Genomic DNA, 21,265 nt, shown 5'->3' with positions numbered 1-21,265 from the left:
GGGTGTCACACAGTACCGCTGAGGCCGCTTACAGACCGCAGAAGCAGTACACCAGCGTCTTGACCGGCGCGGCGTTGTTGCGCGGGTCGCGTGCGGCGTCTTCGACGAAGCGCAGCTGGGTGTCCAGCTCCGGCATCGAACGGGCCAGCATCAGGCGGGCCATGCCCGATTCGCCCAGCATCCAGGCACCGGCATGACTGCCGGCGAAGCCGCTGAGGAACTGCGCGAACGGGGTCGCGCCCTTCTCGATGTAGCGCACGCGGAACTTGTCATCCGCGCCCAGCTTGGCGCGGCTGGCGGCGTCGGCCACGGCGGCCTTCAGGCCACCGAAGTCATCGACCAGGCCACGTTCCTTGGCCTGCGCACCGCTCCACACGCGACCGCGGGCGACTTCATCGACCGCTTCCACCGGCTTGTTGCGCGCGGCGGCGACCTTGCCGGTGAAATCGGCGTAACCCTTGTTGATCACCGACTGGATGACCTGGCCCACGGCCGGGTCCATCGGGCGGGTGATGTCGAACGCACCGGCGAAGCGGGTGGTGCCCACGCCATCGGTATGCACGCCGATCTTGTCCAGCGAGCGGGCCACGTTCGGGATCATGCCGAAGATGCCGATCGAACCGGTGATGGTGGACGGGTCGGCGTAGATGCGATCGGCATTCATGCTGATCCAGTAACCGCCCGAGGCGGCCAGATCGCCCATCGAGACCACGACCGGCTTACCGGCTTCCTTCAGCGCGACCACTTCGCGGCGGATCTGCTCGGAGGCGAACACCTCACCGCCCGGCGAGCTCACGCGCAGCACCACCGCCTTCACGTCCTTGTCGTCACGTGCTTCGCGCAGCAGCGCCGAGGTCGACTCGCCACCGATCCGGCCGGCCGGCAGATCGCCGCCGGAGATTTCACCGGCCGCCACGATCACCGCCACCTGCGGACGCGAATCGACCGGCGAACGACGGCCGTCGAGCACGCTCAGGTAGGCATCCAGATCGACGTTGCGGTAACCACCGTCTGCGTCATCATCGGCGACACCCCGCTCGGTCAGCAGGGTATCCACTTCCTCGCGCGTCTTCAGGCCGTCCACCAGCTTCTGCTGCAGGGCGAACTTGGCCAGGTCGCCACCGGCGGCGGCGATGCCTTCGGGCATGGTGTCGATGCCGGCGGCCAGCTGTGCCGGATCCAACTTGCGTGCCTTGGCGATGTCAGCCAGGTAGCGCTGCCACACATCGTTCATCCAGAACAGATCGGCTTCCTTGGCCTGCGGCGAAGCGGCATCGAGCACATACGGCTCGGCGGCCGACTTGTACTCACCCACCTTGAACAGGTGCACGTCCACGCCCAGCTTGTCCTGCAGGCCGGTGCGGAAGTACTGGCGGTAGCGGCCCAGGCCCTCGAGCACCACGCCGCCCATCGGGTCGAGATAGACCTCGTTGGCCTGCGAGGCGAGCAGGTACTGCGACTGGCTCATGTTCTCGCTGAAGGCCACGACCTGCTTGCCGGCAGCGCGCAGCTCCTGCAGCGCAACCGTCACTTCGCGCATCGAGGCGAAGCCGCTCGGCTGCAGCTTGTCCAGCTCCAGCACCACGCGCTCGATCTTCTTGTCGGTCTTGGCCGCCTCCAGCGCGCGGATCAGATCGCGCAGCTGGATCTCTTCGGCGCTCTTGTCGCCCACGGCCTTGCCCAGCGCGCGGCTGACCGGATCAGCACTGAACTGTTCGACCAGCCGGCCTTCCGGTGCGATCACCAGGGTCGTGCGGTCCTGCAGCGACGTCTTCGAGGTCGCGCTCTTGCCCATCGCGACGATGAACACGATCAGGATCAGGAACAGCAGCCCGAAAAACACCAGGTTGAGGATGAGCCGGCGGGTAAAGTTCATCACATCCCACAGCCCGATGAAGAAGCTGGCGACGGGATTGCGACGCGCGGGTTGATTCATGGGGGTAACTCCAAAGTGGCTTCTTGCCGTGGTGCCAGAATAGCCGGTGCCGGGCGCGTCGGCATCGGACACAAGTCAGGGTGTCGAAGGGAGGCCGGCCCGGGCGCTGCTCACGCGCAGGCGCCAGGCCATCAGGATGGCGGCAGCGGTCAGGCCCAGGATCAGCCCCAGCCACATGCCCTGCGGCCCCATGCCCAGGCCCAGGCCCAGCCCGGCGCCGAGCGGCATGCCCAGGCCCCAGTACGAGAACATGGCGATGAACATCGGCACGCGGGTGTCTTTCAGCCCGCGCAGCGCGCCGGCCGAGAGCACCTGGACGCCATCCGGGAACTGGAATGCGGCCGCATACAACAGCAGGGTCGAGGCCAGGGCAGCCACGCCCAGATCGTTCGTGTAGACCCCGACGATGGCGTCATGGCCAAGCAGCAGCACCAGCGCCGACAGCGTCTGGGTGCCCAGGATGATCAGCAGCCCGGCGATCGCCGCGCGGCGCACGCCCAGCCCGTTGCCGCTGCCGACCGCATGGCCGACCCGCACCGTGGTCGCTTCGGCCACACCCATCGGGATCATGAAGCACAGCTGGGCCACGTTGATGGCGATCTGGTGCGACGCCGCTTCAGTCGCGCCCAGGCGCCCGATCAGCAGCGCGGTGACGATGAACAATCCACCTTCCATCAGCACGGTGATACCGATCGGCAGGCCGGTCCGCAGCAGCTCCCAGATCGCGCTCCAGCGCGGCGCCTCGAAGTGCGCGAACAGCTGCAGATGGGCGAAGCGCTTGGTCTTCCAGAGATAGCCGGCAAAGCACAGGGCCTGCAGCCACATCATGATCGCCGAGGCCATGCCCAGGCCTTCGGCGCCCAGCTCGGGGAAGCCGAGCTTGCCGTAGCAGAGCACATAGCCCAGCGGCGCCAGCACCAGCAGGCCGCCAAAGCCGAGCAGCATGGTCGGTAGCGTCCAGTGCATGCCCTCACTCAGGTAGCGCATGCAGAAGTACAGCGTCAGCGCCGGGCCGCCCCAGCGCACCGCATGCAGGAACGCGGTCGCCCCGGGCACGATGTCCGGCGCGATGCCGAACGCCGGCAGCAGCGGCGGCACCACCGTGAGGAAGGTGAACATGATCAGGCCCAGGCCCAGCGCCAGCCACAACGCCTGGCGGAACAGCGGGCCGATCTCGCGCTCGCGGCCAGCACCGTGCAGCTGAGAGACCGAGGCGGTCAGCGAGATCAGGGTGCCGATCGGGATCAGCATGGGCAGCCACAGCAGCGCCGTGCCGATGGTGACGGCGGCGAGCGTGTGGGTGCCGTGGTGACCGGCGATCACGTTGTCGACGAAGGAGATCAGGCCGGTGGAGACATGGCCCAGAACCAGCGGCAGCGCGAGCAGACCGGTGGCGCGCACTTCCCGGGAGAGGCGCGGCGTAGAGGAAGCGGTAGACATGGACGTCACAGACGGCAACTACGGTCGCGCGCGGAAGGCACAGGCACCGGGTTGCGGCCCGACATCTTACGCGCGCGGCCGGGGAAAAGCCGCGCTTTCAGGTAAACGGGGCGATGCCGTCAGTGGCCGACGTGCTCGCGCAGCCAGGTGTCGCGCGCAGCCGGGGCCACGCCCAGGAACTCGGCACGTACGCGATCGCGGTCCTGCGGCGGAGTGCGCTGGGCGACCAGGGTCAGCTGGGTGAGCTGGGAGGGCGTGAGCTGGCGCAGCACCGCCAGCGCGGTCGGGCGCTGCTCGGCCGGCAGGTAACCGAACAGGCCCTGCAGCTTGGTGAATTCATGCCCGAGCTGAGGACCCAGCAACCAGCCATCGCGGAAGCGTTGATCCTGCTCGGCGAAGCGCTGGCGCAAGGCCTGCTGCTGGGCTGGCGGCAGTGCTGCCACGCGTGCCGCTGCTGCACGGACGCGGGCGCGCTCGCTCTCGCTCATGGCCTGCCAGGCGGCATAGCGGCTGCGCAGCTCGCGCAGCTGGGCCGGATCCAGCGCCGCGGGGGTGGCCGGGATGGCCGGCGCCGTGGCGCTGGGCGGGGCCGGCACCGCCAGCGGCACCTCGACCCGGTTGGGGGCGGCGATGGCCGCACTGGAGAGCCCGAGGGCGATCAGCAGGAAGGCGGCCTTACTCATCGGCGGCAGCCGTCTCCAGGCCGGCGGTAGCGGGTTCAGGGCGGCTCGGCTGGGCTTGGGATTCGTCCACGGGCACGGGACCGCCTGCGGCGAACCAGGCGTACAGATCGGCATCGCGAGCGGTCGGCAGATCCGGATCGGCCAGCATCGCCGCGTCCGTAGCTGCGTAGGGCGAGGCGGTCGGGGCCACGGTTGGCAGGTCGTCGGCAGGCAGGTCTTCCACGGTGACCTGGGCGTCATCGGCGACCGCCCCCTCGGGGATCTCCGCTGCGGGCTCACCGGCCTGGCGGGCGTGCTTCCACCATGCCGCCCCGCCAAGCAGCACGCCCACCGTCACCGCGACGATCAGCACGCCCTTCCAGGGGAAACGACGGCCACGCTGGCGCTTGACCGGGCGGCGCTGAGTGGACGCATCGGACTTGACCGGGGTGCGCCAGGAGGGGGCATCGGGCTGCTGGCTGGCCGGCGCGGCCACCGGCTGCTGCAGGCGCTGCAGGCGGGTGGCCGGCAGATCACGGATGCGCAGTTGGACCTGTTCGGCCAGCGCGCGCCAGCCAGCGGCATCGGGGTTGCCATGGGCATCGCGCGGGCAGGCATCGGCCAGTGCGTGCTGGTAGTCGGCCATCGGCAGATCCAGGATCTGTGCGGCCGCGGCTTCATCCAGCCCGCCACCGATCCGCAGCAGGAACGCCAGTCGCGCCGGCGCGGCCAGCCCGGCCAGGTGCTCCAGCGACGCGGGCCAGGTGCCTCCGGCCGGCTCGCGCAACGGCGCACGGTGTACCAGCAGCGACCAGAACCGCTCCGGCCACTGGGCCATGGGCAGATCGCTGGCGATCCCGGCGAAGGCACGCATGACGGCGACCAGCGCCTGTTCGGCGACGGTCGGGTCGCCGCACTGCAGCTCGGCCACGACCAGGGCGCGGCGTTCAACGCCACGGAGAAACGCCGACAGCGCGCCGGCTGCGGTAGAAGAAACGGGGGCGGGCGCAGCCGTCATAGCAACTCCATCATTGTGTGGAAATGATAGCGATTGCGTCACTCCAGCGGCGCGCGGATGTTCATTTCCAGTGAGCGGCCACGGTCCGCAAAGCCTTCCGGCGCAAAAGGTTGTGCACAGCACCACGTAAAACCGGGGTAGAACCACACGTGAGCCCCGCGTCAAGGCTGTTTCAACTTTGTTTCACAGCTATCTTGTTGTTTTTATTGATCATTGTTGCGTGGCTATTTTTTGACCAACCTGAGCAGAACGTCGGAAGTTCCTGACGCAAGGCGGTCACATACGCAGTGGCGCACAGACTTATCCACAGAAGATGTGGATAAGCCTGAATCTCCAATCAAGTCGGATATTTAGGTGAGATTTATGATTCGGCGCGCACCCGGTTGAGACGGTGAATGGGCGTGATCCGGTCCGCCCCTGCCCGCTACACTGGCCCGATGACCTCCTCGTCTTCGACCCTGCGCGTCGCCCTGCCGGTGCCGCTGCCGCACTTGTTCGACTACGCCCCGCCGCCCGGGCCGGCCCCGGACCCGGGGATGACCGGGCAACGGGTCCGGGTGCCGTTCGGCTCCCGGGAGCTGGTCGGCGTGGTGGCCGGGATCGGCCAGGTCGAAGACCCCGGCAGCCTGCGCGCCGCGATCGAGTGGATCGACACCACGCCCCTGGTGACCGGTGAGCTGTGGCGCTCGCTGCAGTGGCTGGCGCGCTACACCCATGCCCCGCTGGGCGAAGTGATCAGTACGGCCCTGCCCGGTCCGCTGCGGCGGGGTGAGGCCGTGCCGGACACCCATCAGTGGGGCTGGCAGCTGACGGCGGCCGGCCACGACCCGCAGCCCAAGCTGCGCAGCGGTACCCGTCCGCAACGCCTGGCAGCGTGCCTGGCCGAGGGCGTGGTGAACGAAGACCGCCTGGATACCTTGATGGACGACTGGCGCAGCGCTGCCCGGTCGCTGGCCAAGCGGGAGCTGGTCGAACGGATCGCGCTGGCGCACAGCCCGGCCGTCGCGTCGCCGGCCAGCGGCCCCGCGCCCAATGCCGAACAGGCCGAGGCGATCGCCGCGATCACGTCCGCCGACGGCTTTGCCGCCTATCTGCTCGATGGCGTGACCGGCAGTGGCAAGACCGAGGTCTACCTGCAGGCGATCGTGGCGTGCCTTGCGCGCGGCAAGCAGGCGCTGGTGCTGGTGCCGGAGATCGGGCTGACCCCGCAGACGCTGTCGCGCTTCCGCAACCGCCTGGGCATTCCGGTGCATGTGCTGCACTCCGGCTTGAACGACAACGAGCGCGCCCGCGTGTGGGCCGCCGCCGCGCGAGGCGAAGCACAGGTCATCGTCGGCACGCGCTCGGCGGTGTTCACGCCGCTGCCGAATGCGGGCCTGATCGTGATCGACGAAGAGCACGACGGCAGTTACAAACAGCAGGACGGCATCCGCTATCACGCACGCGATTTCGCGCTGGTACGCGCCAAGGCACTGGACGTGGCGGTGGTGCTCGGCAGCGCCACGCCGTCGCTGGAATCGTTGCACAACGCGCATGCCGGCCGTTACACCCACCTGCGCCTGAAGCAGCGCGCGGGCGCCGCGCGTCCGCCGGTGGTGCGCGTGCTTGATGTGCGTAAACGCCCGCTGCGCGATGGGCTCTCGCCGGAAGTACTGGCCGGCATCACCCAGCATCTGCAGGCCGGGCACCAGGTGCTGGTGTTCAAGAACCGCCGCGGCTATGCGCCCGTGCTGCTCTGCCATGACTGCGGCTGGACCGCGCCGTGCCAGCGCTGCGATGCGCCGATGACCGTGCATGCCGGCGGCCGGCGCCTGCAGTGCCACCACTGTGGCGCACGCCAGTCCGCGCCGCTGGCGTGCCCGGACTGCGGCAGCCTGGCGCTGCAGCCGCAGGGCATCGGCACCGAGCGGCTGGAAGAACACCTGGTCGAGGCCTTCCCGGAGTTCCCGGTGATCCGCATCGACCGCGGCACCACCGGCAAGCGGGATGCGTTGGAAACCCAGCTGGCCTCGCTCGGCGATCGCGCGGGGATCCTGGTCGGCACGCAGATCCTCGCCAAAGGTCACGACCTGCCGAAGCTGACCCTGGTGGTGGTGGTCGGCATCGATGAAGGCCTGTTCTCGGCCGACTTCCGCGCCAGTGAAAAACTCGCGCAGCAGCTGATCCAGGTCGCCGGCCGCGCCGGGCGTGCGGTGGATGCCGGCGAGGTCTGGCTGCAGACCCACCACCCGGGGCATCCGCTGCTGGAGACGCTGGTCAACGGTGGGTATCACGCCTTTGCCGAGGCGGAACTGCAGCAGCGCGAAGCGGCCGGTTTCCCGCCGTTCGCGCACCTGGCGCTGCTGCGTGCCGAAGCGCAGCAGGTGGAGCATGCCAACGCGATGCTCAGTGCGGTGCGCGCGTTGATTCCCGACGATGCCGCGGTGGAACGCTACGGCCCGATGCCGGCACCGATGCCCCGCCGCGCCGGCTACCAGCGCACCCAGCTGCTGCTGTCCTCACCCGCGCGACGCCCACTGCATGGCGTGCTGGATCAGGTGACGCCGCAGATCTCCGCGCTGCCGCAGGCACGCAGGGTGCGCTGGTCGCTGGATGTGGATCCGATGGATCTGTACTAGGCCGGCAGGTGCCGACCGTGGGTCGGCACGGCCGCTCAGGTCAGCGCGGTCATGACCCCACGCTGATACGCCGGCCGCTGCTTCAGCCGTTCGTACCACGCGGCCAGATGCGGCAGGTCCGGCCGCTGGATCGGCATCTCGAACCAGGCATAGATGAAGGCACCCAACGGGATATCGCCCATCGCGAACTGCTCACCGGACAGATACGGCTGCCGCGACAAGGCCTCATCGGCCATCGCCAGCAACTCGCCCGAGCGCACCAGTGCGGCAGCGATGCGCGCCTCATCCCGATCAGCGGGCGCGGTCCGCAACGTGCCCCAGAACAGATCGCGGAACACGCCGGCGAAGGTCGAGGTGGTCCAGTCCATCCACTTCTCCGACTGCGCGCGCGCCACCACGTCTTCCGGGTACAGCGTGCCCAGCGCGTAGCGCGCGCAGAGATAGCGCACGATCGTGTTGGATTCCCACAGCGGCAGGCCCTGGTCCTCGATCACCGGCACCAGCCCGTTCGGATTCATCGCCCGGTATTCCGGCGACTGCGTGCCACCGAATGCACCGCCGACCTCGATCGACTCGTACGGCGCGCCGATCTCCTCGGCACACCACAGCACTTTGCGCACGTTGCTGGAATTGCGACGGCCCCAGATGTTCAGCATGATCGGATTCCCGTATCGTTCGATGCGCGGCAGCGGGGTCGCGCGGTGCCGCTACGATACGCCCAACGGCGGGCCCACCGTCATGTCATGGATGAAAAACAATGATCCTCTACGCACTCGAAATCGTGTTGCTCGTTGCCGGCATCGGTGCCCTGGTGGTCGGTTATCGCCGCCACCATCGCAATCTGCTGCTCAGCGCCGCGCTGTTGCTGCTGGCCAGCGGCATGCTGCCTGACGCCGTGCGAGGCTTCTCCGATGGCTTCAACGGCAGCACGGCCCGCCCGCTGGCCGCGCTGCTGCGTTGAGGCCAGCGCTTACTTCGTCGCCTTGGCCGCACTCTTCTTGGGCAGCGCGCGCACATAGGTCGATTTGCCGTCCTTCTTCATCTCGAACAAGCCGGTCGCAGCCAGTAGATCGCTGAGTTTGCCGTACCCGTAATTGCGCGAATCGAACGAGGCCTGGTTGCCGATCTGACTGCCGACCGGGCCCAGGTGTGACCAGCCATCCTCGGCTTCGGCCGAGGTCACCGCGCGGCGCAGCATCTGCGCCAGGCGGGTGTCATTACGCAGCTCCGGGCCGCTCTTGCGCGGGCGGGTTTCCTCGTTGTCCTGCTCCACCTCCTGATCGGCCGCATGCGGCTGCCCCAAGGCTTCGATGTAGGTGAACTTCGAGCACGCGTTGACGAACGGCTCGGGCGTTTTCTTCTCGCCGAAGCCGTACACCTTGACCCCGTCGGTCAGCAGGCGCATCACCAGCGGGGTGAAGTCGGCATCACTGGAGACGATCGCAAAGCCATCCAGATTGCGGGCGTACAGCATGTCCATCGCGTCGATCACCATCGCCATGTCCGAGGCGTTCTTGCCGCGGCTGTAGGCAAACTGCTGGATGGGGCGGATCGCGTACTCGTGCAGCACGGACTCCCACCCTTTCAACCGCGGGCTCTTCCAGTTGCCGTAGGCACGGCGGACATTGGCCACGCCGTAGCGGGCCACTTCGGCCAGCACCGCATCAATCTTGGATGAGGGCGCGTTGTCGGCATCGATCAACAGGGCGATGCGCTTTTCCGGTTCGGACATCTCGGTCTCCTGGGCAGGATCGGATCGGCCATCGGGCAAGCGCGATGGCCCCTGAACCCAGTATCGGCCATCGACGTGAACATCGCGCTTCACGTGCGACCATGGGCCGCATCACGAGACGACCTGCGCCGCCCCCCGCCGGCGCCCGCCAAGGAGTGAAGCATGACCCGCGATCCCACGCCCCACCTGCTCATCATCGGTGGCGGTTTTGCCGGCCTCTGGGCCACCCGTGCCCTCGCCTCGGCGCACGTGCGCATCACCCTGGTGGACCGTCGCAACCATCATCTGTTCCAGCCGCTGCTCTACCAGGTGGCCACCGCAGGCCTGTCCGCGCCGGATATCGCCGCACCGCTGCGCCATATCCTCGGTCACCAGCGCAATGTCGAAGTGCGCCTGGGTGAAGTGACCGACATCGACAAGGCCGCGCGGACCGCGACGCTGGCCGATGGCACGCAGATTACGTACGACACCCTGATGCTGTGCACCGGCGCCACCCACGCGTATTTCGGCCACGACGAATGGGCCGCCGATGCGCCGGGCCTGAAGACGCTGGACGATGCCATCGCGCTGCGCCGCAAGCTGCTGCTCGCCTTCGAGCGTGCCGAGGCCGAACCCGATCCCGCGCGCAAAGCGGCGTGGCTGAGTTTCGCCGTGGTCGGTGGCGGCCCCACCGGCGTGGAACTGGCCGGCACCCTGGCCGAGATCGCGCGGCACACGCTGCGCAATGAGTTCCGCCATATCGATCCCGCCTCGGCCAAGGTCCGCCTGGTCGAAGCCGGCCCGCGCGTGCTGTCCACCTTCCCCGAGGTGCTCTCGCTCAAGGCGCGCCGTCAGCTGGAAAAGCTGGGCGTGGAAGTGCTCACCGGCACGCCGGTCAGCGACATCACTGCCGAAGGCTTCCAGCTCGGCGAGCGCTTCGTCGAGGCCCGCACCGTGGTCTGGGCCGCCGGTGTCGCCGCCTCACCGCTGGCACGTACGTTGGACGTGCCACTGGACCGCGCCGGCCGCGTGCCGGTGCAGCCTGACCTCACCCTGGAGGGCCACCCGGAGATCTTCGTTGCCGGTGACCTGGCGGCACTGACCCAGGCCGACGGCAAGCCGGTGCCCGGCGTCGCGCCGGCGGCCAAGCAGATGGGCAAGCACGTGGCCACCACCGTCCAGGCACGCCTGGCCGGCAAGCCCGCGCCGGGTGCGTTCAAATACCAGGACTTCGGCAACCTGGCGACCATCGGCCGCATGGCGGCGATCGTCCACCTCGGCCGGCTGCAGCTCTCCGGGGTGCTGGCCTGGTGGTTCTGGCTGGCCGCGCACGTGTTCTTCCTGATCGGCTTCCGCAACCGCGTGGTGGTGCTGTTGAACTGGGCGGTGGCGTACTGGAGCTACCAGCGCAGCGCGCGGATCATCTTCGGTGATGCACAGGACGATCGCCGGCCGAAACGACCGCCCACGCCCTGATCAACCCTGCGACAGACATCCCCAGCCATCCACCTGGCCGCTGTAGGAGACCGCCTCGCTGGCCAGCAGACCTTCGAAGCCGGCGATGTTCTGGTGGGTCGGCAGCATCAGCGGATGCACCACCACCTGCCAGGGGTAGTCGTCGTTGCCCTCGTAGGCGGCGAAGGACACCTTCTGGTCGTTCTTGAGCAGGTGCACGGCGAAGGCGATCGCCACATCCTGGGTCGGGAAGATCAGCGCGAAATCCACCTCGCGCGGAATCGTCAGATCATCGCCGTCCTGCAGCATGTTCCAGAGCACATCGCCATTCTCATCTTCCGGGTACAACGACAGATCGCGGGACATGGCACTCCAGGGCTTGGGCAAGCGGATCAACGAACGAGGGTCGATGGTATGCCGCCAACGAAGGCCCGAACAACCCGCACGCGCGGCTACGTGGGATCGGGCAGCGCCAGCCACGCCAGCTTGCGCTCGCGCGGTTGCCGCTTGAGCTGCCACTCGGCCTTCGACGCGGCCGCGCGGTCCGGGTAGGCGCGCATCGCCAGCACCTTCACCGGTGGGTTGGCCCGCGTGTATTTCGCCCCTTTGCCGGCGAGATGGGCCTGGAAGCGTGCGTCCACGTCGTTGCTGATGCCGGCGTAATAGCTGCCGTTGCGGCATTCAAGCAGGTACAGGTACCAGAGGGCGGGTTCAGCGGGCATACCGGGATTATCCCCCGGCACGGGCCCGGCGGCTGCTAGAATCCGCCCCGGATGCAGGAGAGAGGCGCCGCGCTGGCGCCCGCCGAAGGCGCAGGCTCCCATAATCGCTCAGGCCGGTGGCTGCACAGCCACCAACCATGCATCCGACACGCCGATCTGGAGAGAGGTCTTCAATGACCCGCCGAAGGGGCACGTGGCCTTGGCCACCGAACTCTCAGGCAAAAGGACAGCGGGAGCGGCAACGGAATCCCACCCCACGACAGTGCAGCGGCGCTGGCGTGATGCGTGCGCGTTTCCGTCCCCGCCTGACGTGTTTCCCGGAGCCCCCCCATGCTGCTCTCCCTGATCTACCTCATCGCCATCTCGGCCGAAGCCATGACCGGCGCGCTGTCGGCCGGCCGCCGCCGCATGGACCTGTTCGGCGTGGTCATCATCGCCTGCGTCACCGCGCTCGGCGGCGGCTCGCTGCGCGACATCGTGCTCGGCCACTACCCGCTGGGCTGGGTGAAGCACCCGGAGTACCTGGGCTTCACCATCTGCGCAGCACTGATCGCGACCTGGGTGGCGCGCTGGATGCATCACTTCCGGCGCACCTTCCTGGTGCTCGATGGCCTGGGCCTGATCGCGTTCACTCTGATCGGGTGCGCGGTCGCGCGCGAAGGCGGGCACACCGTGCCGATCATCCTGATCGCCGGCATGCTGACCGGTGCGTTCGGCGGCGTGCTGCGCGATGTGTTGTGCAACGAGGTGCCGCTGATCTTCCAGAAAGAACTGTATGCCGTGATCACCCTGCTCACCGGTGCGGCCTACCTGACCCTGCTGGAACTCGGCGTGTCACTCAACGCCGCCACGCTGTGGTGCCTGGGCGGCGGCTTCCTGTTCCGCCTGCTGGCCATCCACTTCAAGTGGGAAATGCCGAAGTTCGTGTACCGCGACGAGGTGCATTGACGCACCCGCGGGCATGACCAAGGTCACGGGAGCTTGAGCGGCCCGGCCCTGTATCATGGCGCTCCCGTTCCATTCGAACGGCATCCAGCCACGCGGCGGTGTACCACCCGCTGCCCCGCCAGACACCCTCTCCCCCGTTGACCTGCCGCCGTCGGCCGGTCCCCATGGACGCACTGCTCCGGTGGAGGGTGCGCAGGATGCGTATGTCCGCTTCAACGCCCCCGTCGTCTCGCCGTCGTTTGGTCACACCGCTGTTGATCGCTGCCGCTGTCGGCCTGGCCGCCATCGCTGCATGGAAACTGCTCGCGCCCGGCCCGGCCGCCGGCCCGTCCGGGGGGCCGCAGCCGACCCCGGTGCGTGTGGCCACTGCGACGCAGGAAGATCTGGTGGTGCGCCTGAAAGCGCTGGGCACGGTGACCCCGCTGCATACGGTGAGCATCCGCAGCCGCGTGGATGGCGAACTGCTTCGGTTGGCATTCTCCGAGGGCCAGCACGTCACCGCCGGCGAGCTGCTGGCCGAGATCGATCCGCGCCCGTTCCAGGTGCAGCTCTCGCGTGCGCTGGGCACCCAGCAGCAGAACCTGGCCGAGCTGGACAATGCCGAAAGCCAGCTCAAGCGCTTCGCCGAACTGCAGAGCAAGCACTTCGTCTCCGCGCAGGACCTCAGTGATCAGCAGAGCAAGGTGCGCCAGCTGCAGGGCCGTCGCCAGACCGACCAGGCGGCGGTGGATGAAGCACGCCTGCAGCTGCAGTACACCCGCATCACCGCACCGGTGGCCGGGCGTATGGGCCTGCGCAACGTCGATGTCGGCAACCTGGTGCGCAGTGGCGATACCGAGCCGCTGGCCACCATCACCCAGACCACCCCGATCAGCGTGCTGTTCACCGTGCCCGAGCCGGACCTGCCGGCGGTGGTGGCTGCCGCACGCGCCAATCCGCAGCTGACCGTGGAAGCCTGGGACCGCGAGGAGCGCACCGCGCTGGGCGATGGCGTGCTCTCCAGCCTGGACAACCGCATCGATACCGCCACCGGCACGCTCAAACTGCGCGCGCAGTTCGCCAACGCGGATGAATCGTTGTTCCCCAACCAGTTCGTCAACGTGCGCCTGCAGGTCAGCAGCAGTGATGCGGTGGTGATTCCCAATGCCGCCGTGCAGTTCGGCAGCAAGGGCAGCTACGTCTACGTGATCGCGGCCGATGACACCTCGTCGCTGCGCACCGTGGTGCTCGGCCCGGCCGATGGCGAACGCGTCTCGGTGCGCGAAGGCCTCAAGGCGGGCGAGCGCGTGGTGGTGGAAGGCATCGACGGCCTGCGCGAAGGCGCCAAGGTCGAGGTGGTGGAGCAGGACCCGCCGCGGACCGGCGCATGAACCTCTCGCGCCCCTTCATCGAGCGCCCGGTCGCGACCACGCTGCTGATGGTGGCGCTGCTGCTGTCCGGCGTGATGGCCTATCGCCTGCTGCCGGTCGCGGCACTGCCGCAGGTCGATTACCCGATCATCCAGATCACCACGCTGTATCCCGGCGCCAGCCCGGACGTCACCACCAGCGCGGTCACCGCGCCGCTGGAACGGCAACTCGGGCAGATTCCCGGCCTGAAGCAGATGTCCTCGACCAGCTCCGGCGGCGCGTCGGTGATCACCCTGCAGTTCTCGCTGGAGGTCGCGCTCGGCGTGGCCGAGCAGGAAGTGCAGGCCGCGATCAACGCCGCCGACAGCTTCCTGCCCGACGATCTGCCGGTGCCGCCGGTGTACCGCAAGGTCAACCCGGCTGACACCCCGATCCTGACCCTGGCAGTGACCTCGCAGGGCCTCTCGCTGCCGCAGGTGCACGATCTGGTCGATACCCGCATGGCGCAGCGGCTCTCGCAGCTGCCTGGGGTCGGGCTGGTCAGCCTCGCTGGTGGGCAGCGCCCGGCGGTCCGCATCCAGGTCAATCCGTCCGCGCTGGCCGCCAACGGGCTGAGCATGGCCAGCATCCGCACCGCGATCGGCACGGCCAACGTCAACATGCCCAAGGGCAGCTTCGACGGGCCGACCCGCGCGATCATGCTCGATGCCAACGATCAGATGCGCTCGGTGGCCGAGTACCGCGCCCTGATCCTGGCCTGGAAGGATGGCGCACCGCTGCGTCTGGGCGATGTCGCCACCATCGAAGATGGCGCCGAGAACCGCCAGCTGGCCGCGTGGTCGGGCACCACCCCGGCGGTGCTGATCAACATCCAGCGCCAGCCCGGCGCGAACGTGATCGCCGTGGTCGACCAGGTGCGTGCGCTGCTGCCGCAGCTGCAATCCTCGCTGCCGGCCGGTGTGGATGTGGCCATCCTCAGCGATCGCACCGAATCGATCCGCGCCTCGATCCGTGGCGTGCAGCACGAGCTGCTGATCGCGATCGCACTGGTGGTGATGGTCACCTTCCTGTTCCTGCGCAACATCCCGGCCACGATCATTCCCAGCATCGCGGTCCCGCTGTCGCTGGTCGGCACGTTCGGGGTGATGCTGCTGGCCGGCTTCTCGCTCAACAACCTCACGCTGATGGCGCTGACCATCGCCACCGGTTTCGTGGTGGACGATGCGATCGTGATGCTGGAGAACATCGCCCGTCATCTGGAGCGCGGTGCCACGCCGATGCAGGCAGCGCTGAAGGGTGCCAGGCAGATCGGCTTCACGCTGATCTCGCTGACCCTGTCGCTGATCGCCGTGTTGATCCCGCTGCTGTTCATGGCCGACGTGGTCGGCAAGCTGTTCCACGAATTCGCGATCACCTTGGCGGTGGCGATCGGCATCTCGCTGCTGGTCTCGCTGACGCTGACGCCGATGATGTGCGCGCGCCTGCTCAAGGCCGGCCATGCGACCCGTCGCGATGCCGATGGGCAGGAATCGGCGCAGCAGGGCGACCCGTTCGACCGCGTCGTGGCGGTCTATGATCGCCAGCTGCATTGGGTGCTGCAGCGCCAGCCGTTGATGCTGGCCGCCACTGTCGCCACGCTGGTGCTGACGGCGCTGCTGTACGTGTGGGTGCCCAAGGGCTTCTTCCCGGTGCAGGATGCCGGGCTGATCCAGGGCATCAGCGAGGCGCCGCAGTCGATCTCCTTCCAGGCGATGGCGCAGCGCCAGCAGGCCTTGTCGGCGGCGCTGCTGGAAGATGAGGACGTGGCCAGCCTGTCCTCGTTCATCGGCGTGGACGGCAACAACGCCACGCTCAACAGTGGGCGTCTTCTGATCGAATTGAAACCGCACGCACAGCGCGCTGCCGATGCACAGGCCATCATCGCGCGGCTGCAGCAGCGCGTGGCGCATGTCCCAGGCATCAAACTGTATCTGCAACCGGTCCAGGAACTGGGCATCGAGGACCGGATCAGCCGCACCCAGTATCAGTTCACTCTGACCAGCCCGGATATCGCGCAGCTGGAGACGTGGACGCCGCGCCTGCTCGAGCATCTGCAGCAGGCACCGGCACAGGCCGACGTCGCCAGCGATCTGCAGAACCAAGGGCTGCAGGCACATGTGGTGATCGACCGGGTCGCCGCGGCGCGCCTGGGCATCAGCGTGGAGACCATCGCCGATGCGCTGTACGACGCGTTCGGGCAGCGCCAGATCTCGACCATCTTCACCCAGGCCAACCAGTACCGCGTGGTGCTGGAAGCGCGCCCGGACGTGGCCTTCGGCCCGGATGCGATCGCACGCCTGCACGTCACCGGCCCGGATGGTCGGCAGGTGCCGCTGGGCGGCATCGCGCGGATCGAACAGCGCCCCGCGCAGCTGCTGATCAACCATGTCGGCCAGTTCCCGGCGGTGACGTTCTCGTTCAACCTCGCCCCGGAGGCATCGCTGGGCGAAGCGGTGGATGCCATCGAAGGCGCCCGCGCCGCGATCGGCCTGCCGGCCAGCGTAGAGCTTCGCCTGCAGGGCGCGGCCGATGCGTTCCGCGCCTCGCTGTCGAGCACCTTGTGGCTGGTGCTGGCCGCGGTGGTGGTGATGTACCTGGTGCTGGGCGTGCTCTACGAGAGCTTCATCCACCCGATCACCATCCTCTCCACCCTGCCCTCGGCCACGGTGGGCGCGTTGCTTGCCCTGCTGGTGAGCGGGCGCAGCCTGGACCTGATCGCGGTGATCGGCATCGTGCTGCTGATCGGGCTGGTCAAGAAGAACGCGATCATGATGATCGACTTCGCGCTGGAGGCCGAGCGCGAGCACGGCATGGCGCCGCGCCAGGCCATCCATCAGGCCGCATTGCTGCGCTTCCGCCCGATCCTGATGACCACGCTGGCCGCGTTGTTCGGCGCGATCCCGCTGATGTTCGCCAGTGGCTCGGGCGCCGAGCTGCGCCAGCCGTTGGGCCTGGTGATGGTCGGTGGGCTGATCGTCAGCCAGGTGCTGACCCTGTTCACCACGCCGGTGATCTACCTGTTCTTCGACCGCTTCCGCCAGCGCCCCGCGCCGGTGACCGACAAGGCTGACGAGGCGCTGGCGTGAGCCCGCTGTCGCGGGCGATCGGCTGGTTCGTGCAGCATCCCGTCGCCACCGTGCTGCTGGCAGTGGCGGTGGTACTGGCCGGCCTGCTCGGGTTGCGCCTGCTGCCGGTCGCGCCGCTGCCGCAGGTCGACTACCCGGCGATCAACGTCAGCGCCAGCCTGCCGGGCGCGAGCCCCGAGTCGATGGCGGCCAACGTCGCCACGCCATTGGAACGTGCGCTGGGCACCATCCCGGGGCTGACCGGGATCGACTCGGCCAGCACCCAGGGCTCGACCCAGGTCGAGCTGACATTCGCGCTCGGCCGCAACGTGGATGATGCCGCGCGCGACGTGCAGGCGGCGATCAATGCCGCGCGCGCGCAGCTGCCCAGCGGCATGCCGGGGATGCCGCAGTACCGCAAGGTGAATCCCTCGCAGGCGCCGATCATGGCGCTGGCGCTGAGTTCGGACAGCCTCGCGCCGGGGCAGATATACGACGTGGCTTCCACCGTGATCGCGCAGAAGCTGGCGCAGATTCCCGGCGTCGGCGAGGTGCAGGTGGGCGGCAGCTCACTGCCCGCGGTGCGCGTTTCGCTCGACCCGAATGCCCTGAACCATCACCGCATCGCGCTGGACGACATCGCCGCGGCGATCCGTAACGCCAACGCGCTCAAGCCGCTGGGCACGGTGGCCAGCCAAGCCCAGCAGTGGCAGCTGGAAGCCACGCTGCAGCTGCGCACCGCCGCCGAGTACCGCCGCCTGATCGTGGCGATGCGCGACGGCCGCCCGGTGTACCTGGAGGATGTGGCCGGGATCCGCGAAGGCGTGGAGGATCGCTACGCCAGCGGCTTCCACAACGAGCGCCCGGCGGTGCTGCTGATCGTCAGCCGCCAGCCGGACGCCAACATCATCGAGACCGTCGACGCCATCCAGGCGCAGATGGACACGCTGCAGGCACTGCTGCCGGCCACCATCGACATGCAGGTGGTGATGGACCGCTCACCGGTGATCCGCGCCACCCTGCGCGAGGCCGAGCTGACGCTGTTGCTGGCGATCGCCCTGGTGGTGCTGGTGGTGCTGGCCTTCCTGGGTCACTGGCGCGCGGCGCTGGTGCCGACCGTGGCGATCCCGGTCTCGCTGCTGGGCGCGCTGGCGATCATCGCCCTGCTCGGGTTCTCATTGAACACACTCTCGCTGATGGCGCTGATCGTGGCGGCGGTGCTGGTGGTCGACGATGCGATCGTGGTGCTGGAGAACATCGCCCGTCATCGCGAAGAAGGCGCCTCGCCGATGACCGCCGCGCTGCGGGGCGCGGGTGAAGTCGGTGCCACGCTGCTGTCGATGAACATCGCGCTGGCCGTTGTGTTCATCTCGATCCTGTTCCTGGATGACTTCGTCGAGAAGCTGTTCCGCGAGTTCTCGCTGACCCTGGTGGCGGCGATGGGCGTCTCACTGCTGGTCTCGCTCAGCCTGACCCCGATGCTGTGCGCGCGCCTGCTCGGGCAGCCGCGCCCCGGTCCCGGCAATGGGCTGCAGCGCGCCGGCACCGCGCTGTTCGAACGCCTGCGCGGTGCCTATGTGGGCAGCCTGCAGACGATGCTGCGCTGGCTCGCGCTGCCGCTGCTGCTGTTCGCCGGCGTGATCGCGCTGAATGTGTGGCTGTTCCAGCAGGTGCCCAAGGGCATCGTGCCCAAACAGGACACCGCGCAGCTGCGTGGCTTCGCGCGCGGCGACGACGGCCTCTCGTTCCAGGTCATGCAGCCCAAGATCGAGGCCTACCGCAAACTGCTGCTGGCGGACCCTGCGATCAGCGACATCATCGGGTACATCGGCGGCCGCAGCGGGGTCAACAACGCCTTCATCATGATCAAGATGAAGCCGCTGGCCGAGCGCAAGGTCTCCAGTCAGCAGGTGATCGACCGCCTGCGCGCCAACATGCCGAAGATTCCCGGTGGCGGCATGTTCCTGTGGGTGGACCAGGACATCAAGCTGGAAGGCAGTGGCGACAGCGGCCAGTACGAATTCCAGCTGCTCTCCGGCGAACTGGAACCGCTGCGGCAATGGACGCCCAAGGTGGCCGATGCACTGCGCGCCCTGCCCGAGCTGGTCGATGTGGAATCCAAGGGCGATGAGGGCATGCGCCAGGTGGTGCTCGACATCGACCGCGATGCCGCCGCCCGCCTGGGCGTGGACATGCGCATGATCGCCTCGGTGCTCAACAACGCCTTCAGCCAACGCCAGGTCGCCACGCTGTACGACACCCTCAACCAGTACCGCGTGGTGATGGAGCTGGACCCGCGCTACACCCAGGATCCCTCCACGCTGGAACAGATCCATGTGATCGGCAAGGACGGCCAGCGCCTGCCGCTGTCGTCGATCGCGCGGTGGGACTACGGCATGGCGCCGGACCGGATCTATCACAGCCAGCAGTTCGCCTCCGTGTGGATCGAGTTCGCGCTGGCACCCGGCGTCACCCTGGACCAGGCGGTGAAGGCGGTGGACCAGGCCATGGCCAGGATCATGCTGCCCACCCATGTGCAGGCGCGGCTCAGTGGCGAGGCCGGTGGCTTCGAAAAGTTGCGCGAGCGCCAGCTGTGGCTGATCCTCGGCGCGATGCTGGCGGTGTATCTGGTGCTGGGCGTGCTGTACGAGAGCTTCGTGCAGCCGCTGGCGATCCTCTCCACGCTGCCCTCGGCGGGCGTTGGCGCATTGCTGGCGCTGATGGCCTTCGGTAATGAGTTGAACCTGATCTCGCTGCTCGGCCTGTTCCTGCTGGTGGGCGTGGTGATGAAGAACACCATCTTGATCATCGACTTCGCGCTGTCGGCCGAACGCGAGCGCGGGCTGTCGTCGTACGACGCGATCTGCGAAGCCGCACGGCTGCGGTTCCGGCCGATCCTGATGACCAGCGTGGCCGCGTTGCTGGGTACGTTGCCGTTGATGCTGGCCACCGGCGAAGGCTGGGAGATGCGCCAGCCGCTGGGCATTGCGATTGTCGGTGGCCTGCTGGTCAGCCAGTGGCTGACCCTGTACACCACCCCGGCGATCTATCTGGCATTGGCGAGGCTGCGGCGCGCCTCATGATCAGCGGGTGCGCGGCGCACTGCGGGTAGAGCCACGCCATGCGTGGCTGCTTCTGCATGATCTGCATGATCTGCATGAGGCGCCGCGGCGCTGCGCGCAGCCACCCATGGGGTGGCTCTACCCCCGGATCAAAGCAGATTCATGCCGCTTCGCTGATCCGCACCGCCCGCCGCGCACGCACCGCCTCGGCCAGGCTTTCCAGTACCGCCAGCGAGCTGTCCCAGCCGATGCAGCCATCGGTGATGCTCTGCCCGTACGTCAACGGCTGGCCCTCCACCAGTTCCTGCCGACCGGCCACCAGATGGCTTTCTACCATGACGCCGACGATGCGCTCTTCGCCATTGGCCAACTGGGCGTTGATGTCGGCGATGACCTTGGGCTGGTTTTCCGGATTCTTGCTGCTGTTGGCGTGGCTGGCGTCGATCATGATGCGCGCGGCCAGGTGCGACTTGGCCAGCGTCTGGCTGGTCGCTTCCACGTGAGTAGCGTCGTAGTTGGGCGTCTTGCCGCCGCGCAGGATGACGTGGCAATCCGGGTTGCCGGCGGTGGCCACGATGGCGGTGCCGCCTTCCTTGGTCACCGACAGGAAGTGATGCGGATTGGAGGCAGCACCAATCGCGTCGGCAGCGATCTTGATGTTGCCGTCGGTACCGTTCTTGAACCCGACCGGGCACGACAACCCCGAGGCCAGTTCGCGGTGCACCTGGCTTTCGGTGGTACGCGCGCCGATCGCGCCCCAGGCGACCAGATCGGCGATGTACTGCGGCGAGATCACGTCGAGGAATTCAACGCCGGCCGGCAGGCCGAGCTTGTTGATGTCGCGCAGCAGACCGCGCGCCACGCGCAGGCCCTTGTTGATGTTGAAGCTGCCATCCAGGTCCGGATCGTTGATCAGGCCTTTCCAGCCCACCGTGGTACGGGGCTTTTCGAAGTACACGCGCATGACGATTTCCAGCTCGTCGGCGTAAGCGTCACGCAGCGGCTTGAGGCGCTGGGCGTATTCGATGGCGGCCACCGGATCATGGATCGAGCACGGGCCGATCACTACCGCCAGGCGGTCATCGCGGCCGTGCAGGATCTCGTGCAGGGCCGCGCGGGAGGCGCTGACCGTATCGGAGGCTTCATCATCGCAGGGCAGCATCGCCAGCAGCTGCGCCGGCGGGGTCAACGGTTCAATCTTGCGGATGCGCAGGTCGTCGGTATGGGGGGGCATGGGGTA

16 protein-coding genes and 2 riboswitches are annotated in these 21,265 nt (G+C 68.0%); of the genes, 7 read left to right on the top strand and 9 right to left on the bottom strand.

Annotation, left to right across the window (positions count from 1 at the left end; genetic code table 11):
- Positions 1-28 precede the first annotated feature (28 nt).
- The 4 genes from sppA to ACWV8V_RS13735 form a co-directional block, all read right to left on the bottom strand.
- On the bottom strand, positions 29-1,936 hold the full coding sequence (gene sppA, locus ACWV8V_RS13750; RefSeq protein ID WP_455899994.1) for a signal peptide peptidase SppA: 1,908 nt from the start codon (positions 1,934-1,936) through the stop codon (positions 29-31).
- 75 nt (positions 1,937-2,011) lie between these two features.
- The gene (locus ACWV8V_RS13745) at positions 2,012-3,376 is read right to left on the bottom strand and encodes an MATE family efflux transporter (protein WP_259258946.1); all 1,365 of its coding nucleotides are present in this window, start codon (positions 3,374-3,376) and stop codon (positions 2,012-2,014) included.
- Positions 3,377-3,495: 119 nt separating this feature from the next.
- The gene (locus tag ACWV8V_RS13740; RefSeq protein ID WP_455899993.1) at positions 3,496-4,059 is read right to left on the bottom strand and encodes a DUF3106 domain-containing protein; all 564 of its coding nucleotides are present in this window, start codon (positions 4,057-4,059) and stop codon (positions 3,496-3,498) included.
- Positions 4,052-5,056, bottom strand: a complete 1,005-nt coding sequence (locus tag ACWV8V_RS13735; protein ID WP_455899992.1) for a hypothetical protein — start codon at positions 5,054-5,056, stop codon at positions 4,052-4,054. Before ACWV8V_RS13735 ends, ACWV8V_RS13740 begins: the two co-directional genes overlap by 8 nt.
- Before the next feature lie 437 nt (positions 5,057-5,493).
- Here ACWV8V_RS13735 and ACWV8V_RS13730 point away from each other — a divergent pair, with 437 nt between their 5' ends.
- Positions 5,494-7,674, top strand: a complete 2,181-nt coding sequence (locus tag ACWV8V_RS13730) for a primosomal protein N' (protein WP_455899991.1) — start codon at positions 5,494-5,496, stop codon at positions 7,672-7,674.
- A 35-nt stretch (positions 7,675-7,709) separates the two neighbouring features.
- Here the strand turns inward: ACWV8V_RS13730 and ACWV8V_RS13725 are convergent, their stop codons facing one another.
- Entirely contained in the window at positions 7,710-8,330 is a 621-nt protein-coding gene (locus ACWV8V_RS13725) for a glutathione S-transferase family protein (protein WP_259258943.1), read from the bottom strand.
- A gap of 101 nt (positions 8,331-8,431) precedes the next feature.
- Between ACWV8V_RS13725 and ACWV8V_RS13720 the strand changes: the two genes are divergently transcribed.
- Positions 8,432-8,635, top strand: a complete 204-nt coding sequence (locus ACWV8V_RS13720; RefSeq protein WP_259258942.1) for a hypothetical protein — start codon at positions 8,432-8,434, stop codon at positions 8,633-8,635.
- Between the two features lie 9 nt (positions 8,636-8,644).
- Here the strand turns inward: ACWV8V_RS13720 and ACWV8V_RS13715 are convergent, their stop codons facing one another.
- Positions 8,645-9,406, bottom strand: a complete 762-nt coding sequence (locus ACWV8V_RS13715; RefSeq protein ID WP_455899990.1) for an NYN domain-containing protein — start codon at positions 9,404-9,406, stop codon at positions 8,645-8,647.
- 162 nt (positions 9,407-9,568) lie between these two features.
- Between ACWV8V_RS13715 and ACWV8V_RS13710 the strand changes: the two genes are divergently transcribed.
- Positions 9,569-10,861, top strand: a complete 1,293-nt coding sequence (locus ACWV8V_RS13710; protein ID WP_259258941.1) for an NAD(P)/FAD-dependent oxidoreductase — start codon at positions 9,569-9,571, stop codon at positions 10,859-10,861.
- Here ACWV8V_RS13710 and ACWV8V_RS13705 read toward each other — a convergent pair whose 3' ends face one another.
- Positions 10,862-11,206 carry a ribonuclease E inhibitor RraB gene (locus ACWV8V_RS13705; protein ID WP_152151013.1) on the bottom strand — a complete coding sequence of 115 codons (345 nt, stop codon included), beginning with the start codon at positions 11,204-11,206 and terminating at the stop codon, positions 10,862-10,864. It abuts the gene before it with no gap.
- 86 nt (positions 11,207-11,292) lie between these two features.
- Complete coding sequence (locus ACWV8V_RS13700; RefSeq protein ID WP_121040315.1) at positions 11,293-11,562, bottom strand: GIY-YIG nuclease family protein; 270 nt, start codon at positions 11,560-11,562, stop codon at positions 11,293-11,295.
- Positions 11,563-11,606: 44 nt separating this feature from the next.
- Positions 11,607-11,700, top strand: a riboswitch (glycine riboswitch).
- Positions 11,701-11,708: 8 nt separating this feature from the next.
- A riboswitch (glycine riboswitch) is annotated at positions 11,709-11,800 on the top strand.
- Between the two features lie 92 nt (positions 11,801-11,892).
- On the opposite strand from ACWV8V_RS13700, the gene ACWV8V_RS13695 reads away from it, so the two are divergent.
- The 4 genes from ACWV8V_RS13695 to ACWV8V_RS13680 all read left to right on the top strand — a co-directional run bounded on the left by ACWV8V_RS13695 (position 11,893) and on the right by ACWV8V_RS13680 (position 20,046).
- Positions 11,893-12,510 carry a trimeric intracellular cation channel family protein gene (locus tag ACWV8V_RS13695; protein WP_019183564.1) on the top strand — a complete coding sequence of 206 codons (618 nt, stop codon included), beginning with the start codon at positions 11,893-11,895 and terminating at the stop codon, positions 12,508-12,510.
- A 254-nt stretch (positions 12,511-12,764) separates the two neighbouring features.
- Complete coding sequence (locus tag ACWV8V_RS13690; protein WP_455899989.1) at positions 12,765-13,880, top strand: MdtA/MuxA family multidrug efflux RND transporter periplasmic adaptor subunit; 1,116 nt, start codon at positions 12,765-12,767, stop codon at positions 13,878-13,880.
- Positions 13,877-16,984 (top strand): MdtB/MuxB family multidrug efflux RND transporter permease subunit, encoded by a 3,108-nt coding sequence (locus ACWV8V_RS13685; protein WP_455899988.1) that lies wholly within the window; start codon positions 13,877-13,879, stop codon positions 16,982-16,984. The genes ACWV8V_RS13690 and ACWV8V_RS13685 overlap by 4 nt, the downstream gene beginning before the upstream one ends.
- The gene (locus tag ACWV8V_RS13680; protein ID WP_455899987.1) at positions 16,981-20,046 is read left to right on the top strand and encodes an efflux RND transporter permease subunit; all 3,066 of its coding nucleotides are present in this window, start codon (positions 16,981-16,983) and stop codon (positions 20,044-20,046) included. Before ACWV8V_RS13685 ends, ACWV8V_RS13680 begins: the two co-directional genes overlap by 4 nt.
- A 139-nt stretch (positions 20,047-20,185) precedes the next feature.
- Here the strand turns inward: ACWV8V_RS13680 and aroG are convergent, their stop codons facing one another.
- A complete protein-coding gene (gene aroG / locus ACWV8V_RS13675; RefSeq protein ID WP_259258934.1) occupies positions 20,186-21,259 on the bottom strand; it encodes a 3-deoxy-7-phosphoheptulonate synthase AroG in 1,074 nt (357 codons plus the stop codon).
- Positions 21,260-21,265: the final 6 nt, after the last annotated feature.

The sequence above is a fragment of the Stenotrophomonas sp. Ker107b genome, assembly GCF_053847245.1.
The sequence above is the reverse complement of the archived record's forward strand: the minus strand, read 5'-3'. Positions and strand labels throughout refer to the sequence as shown.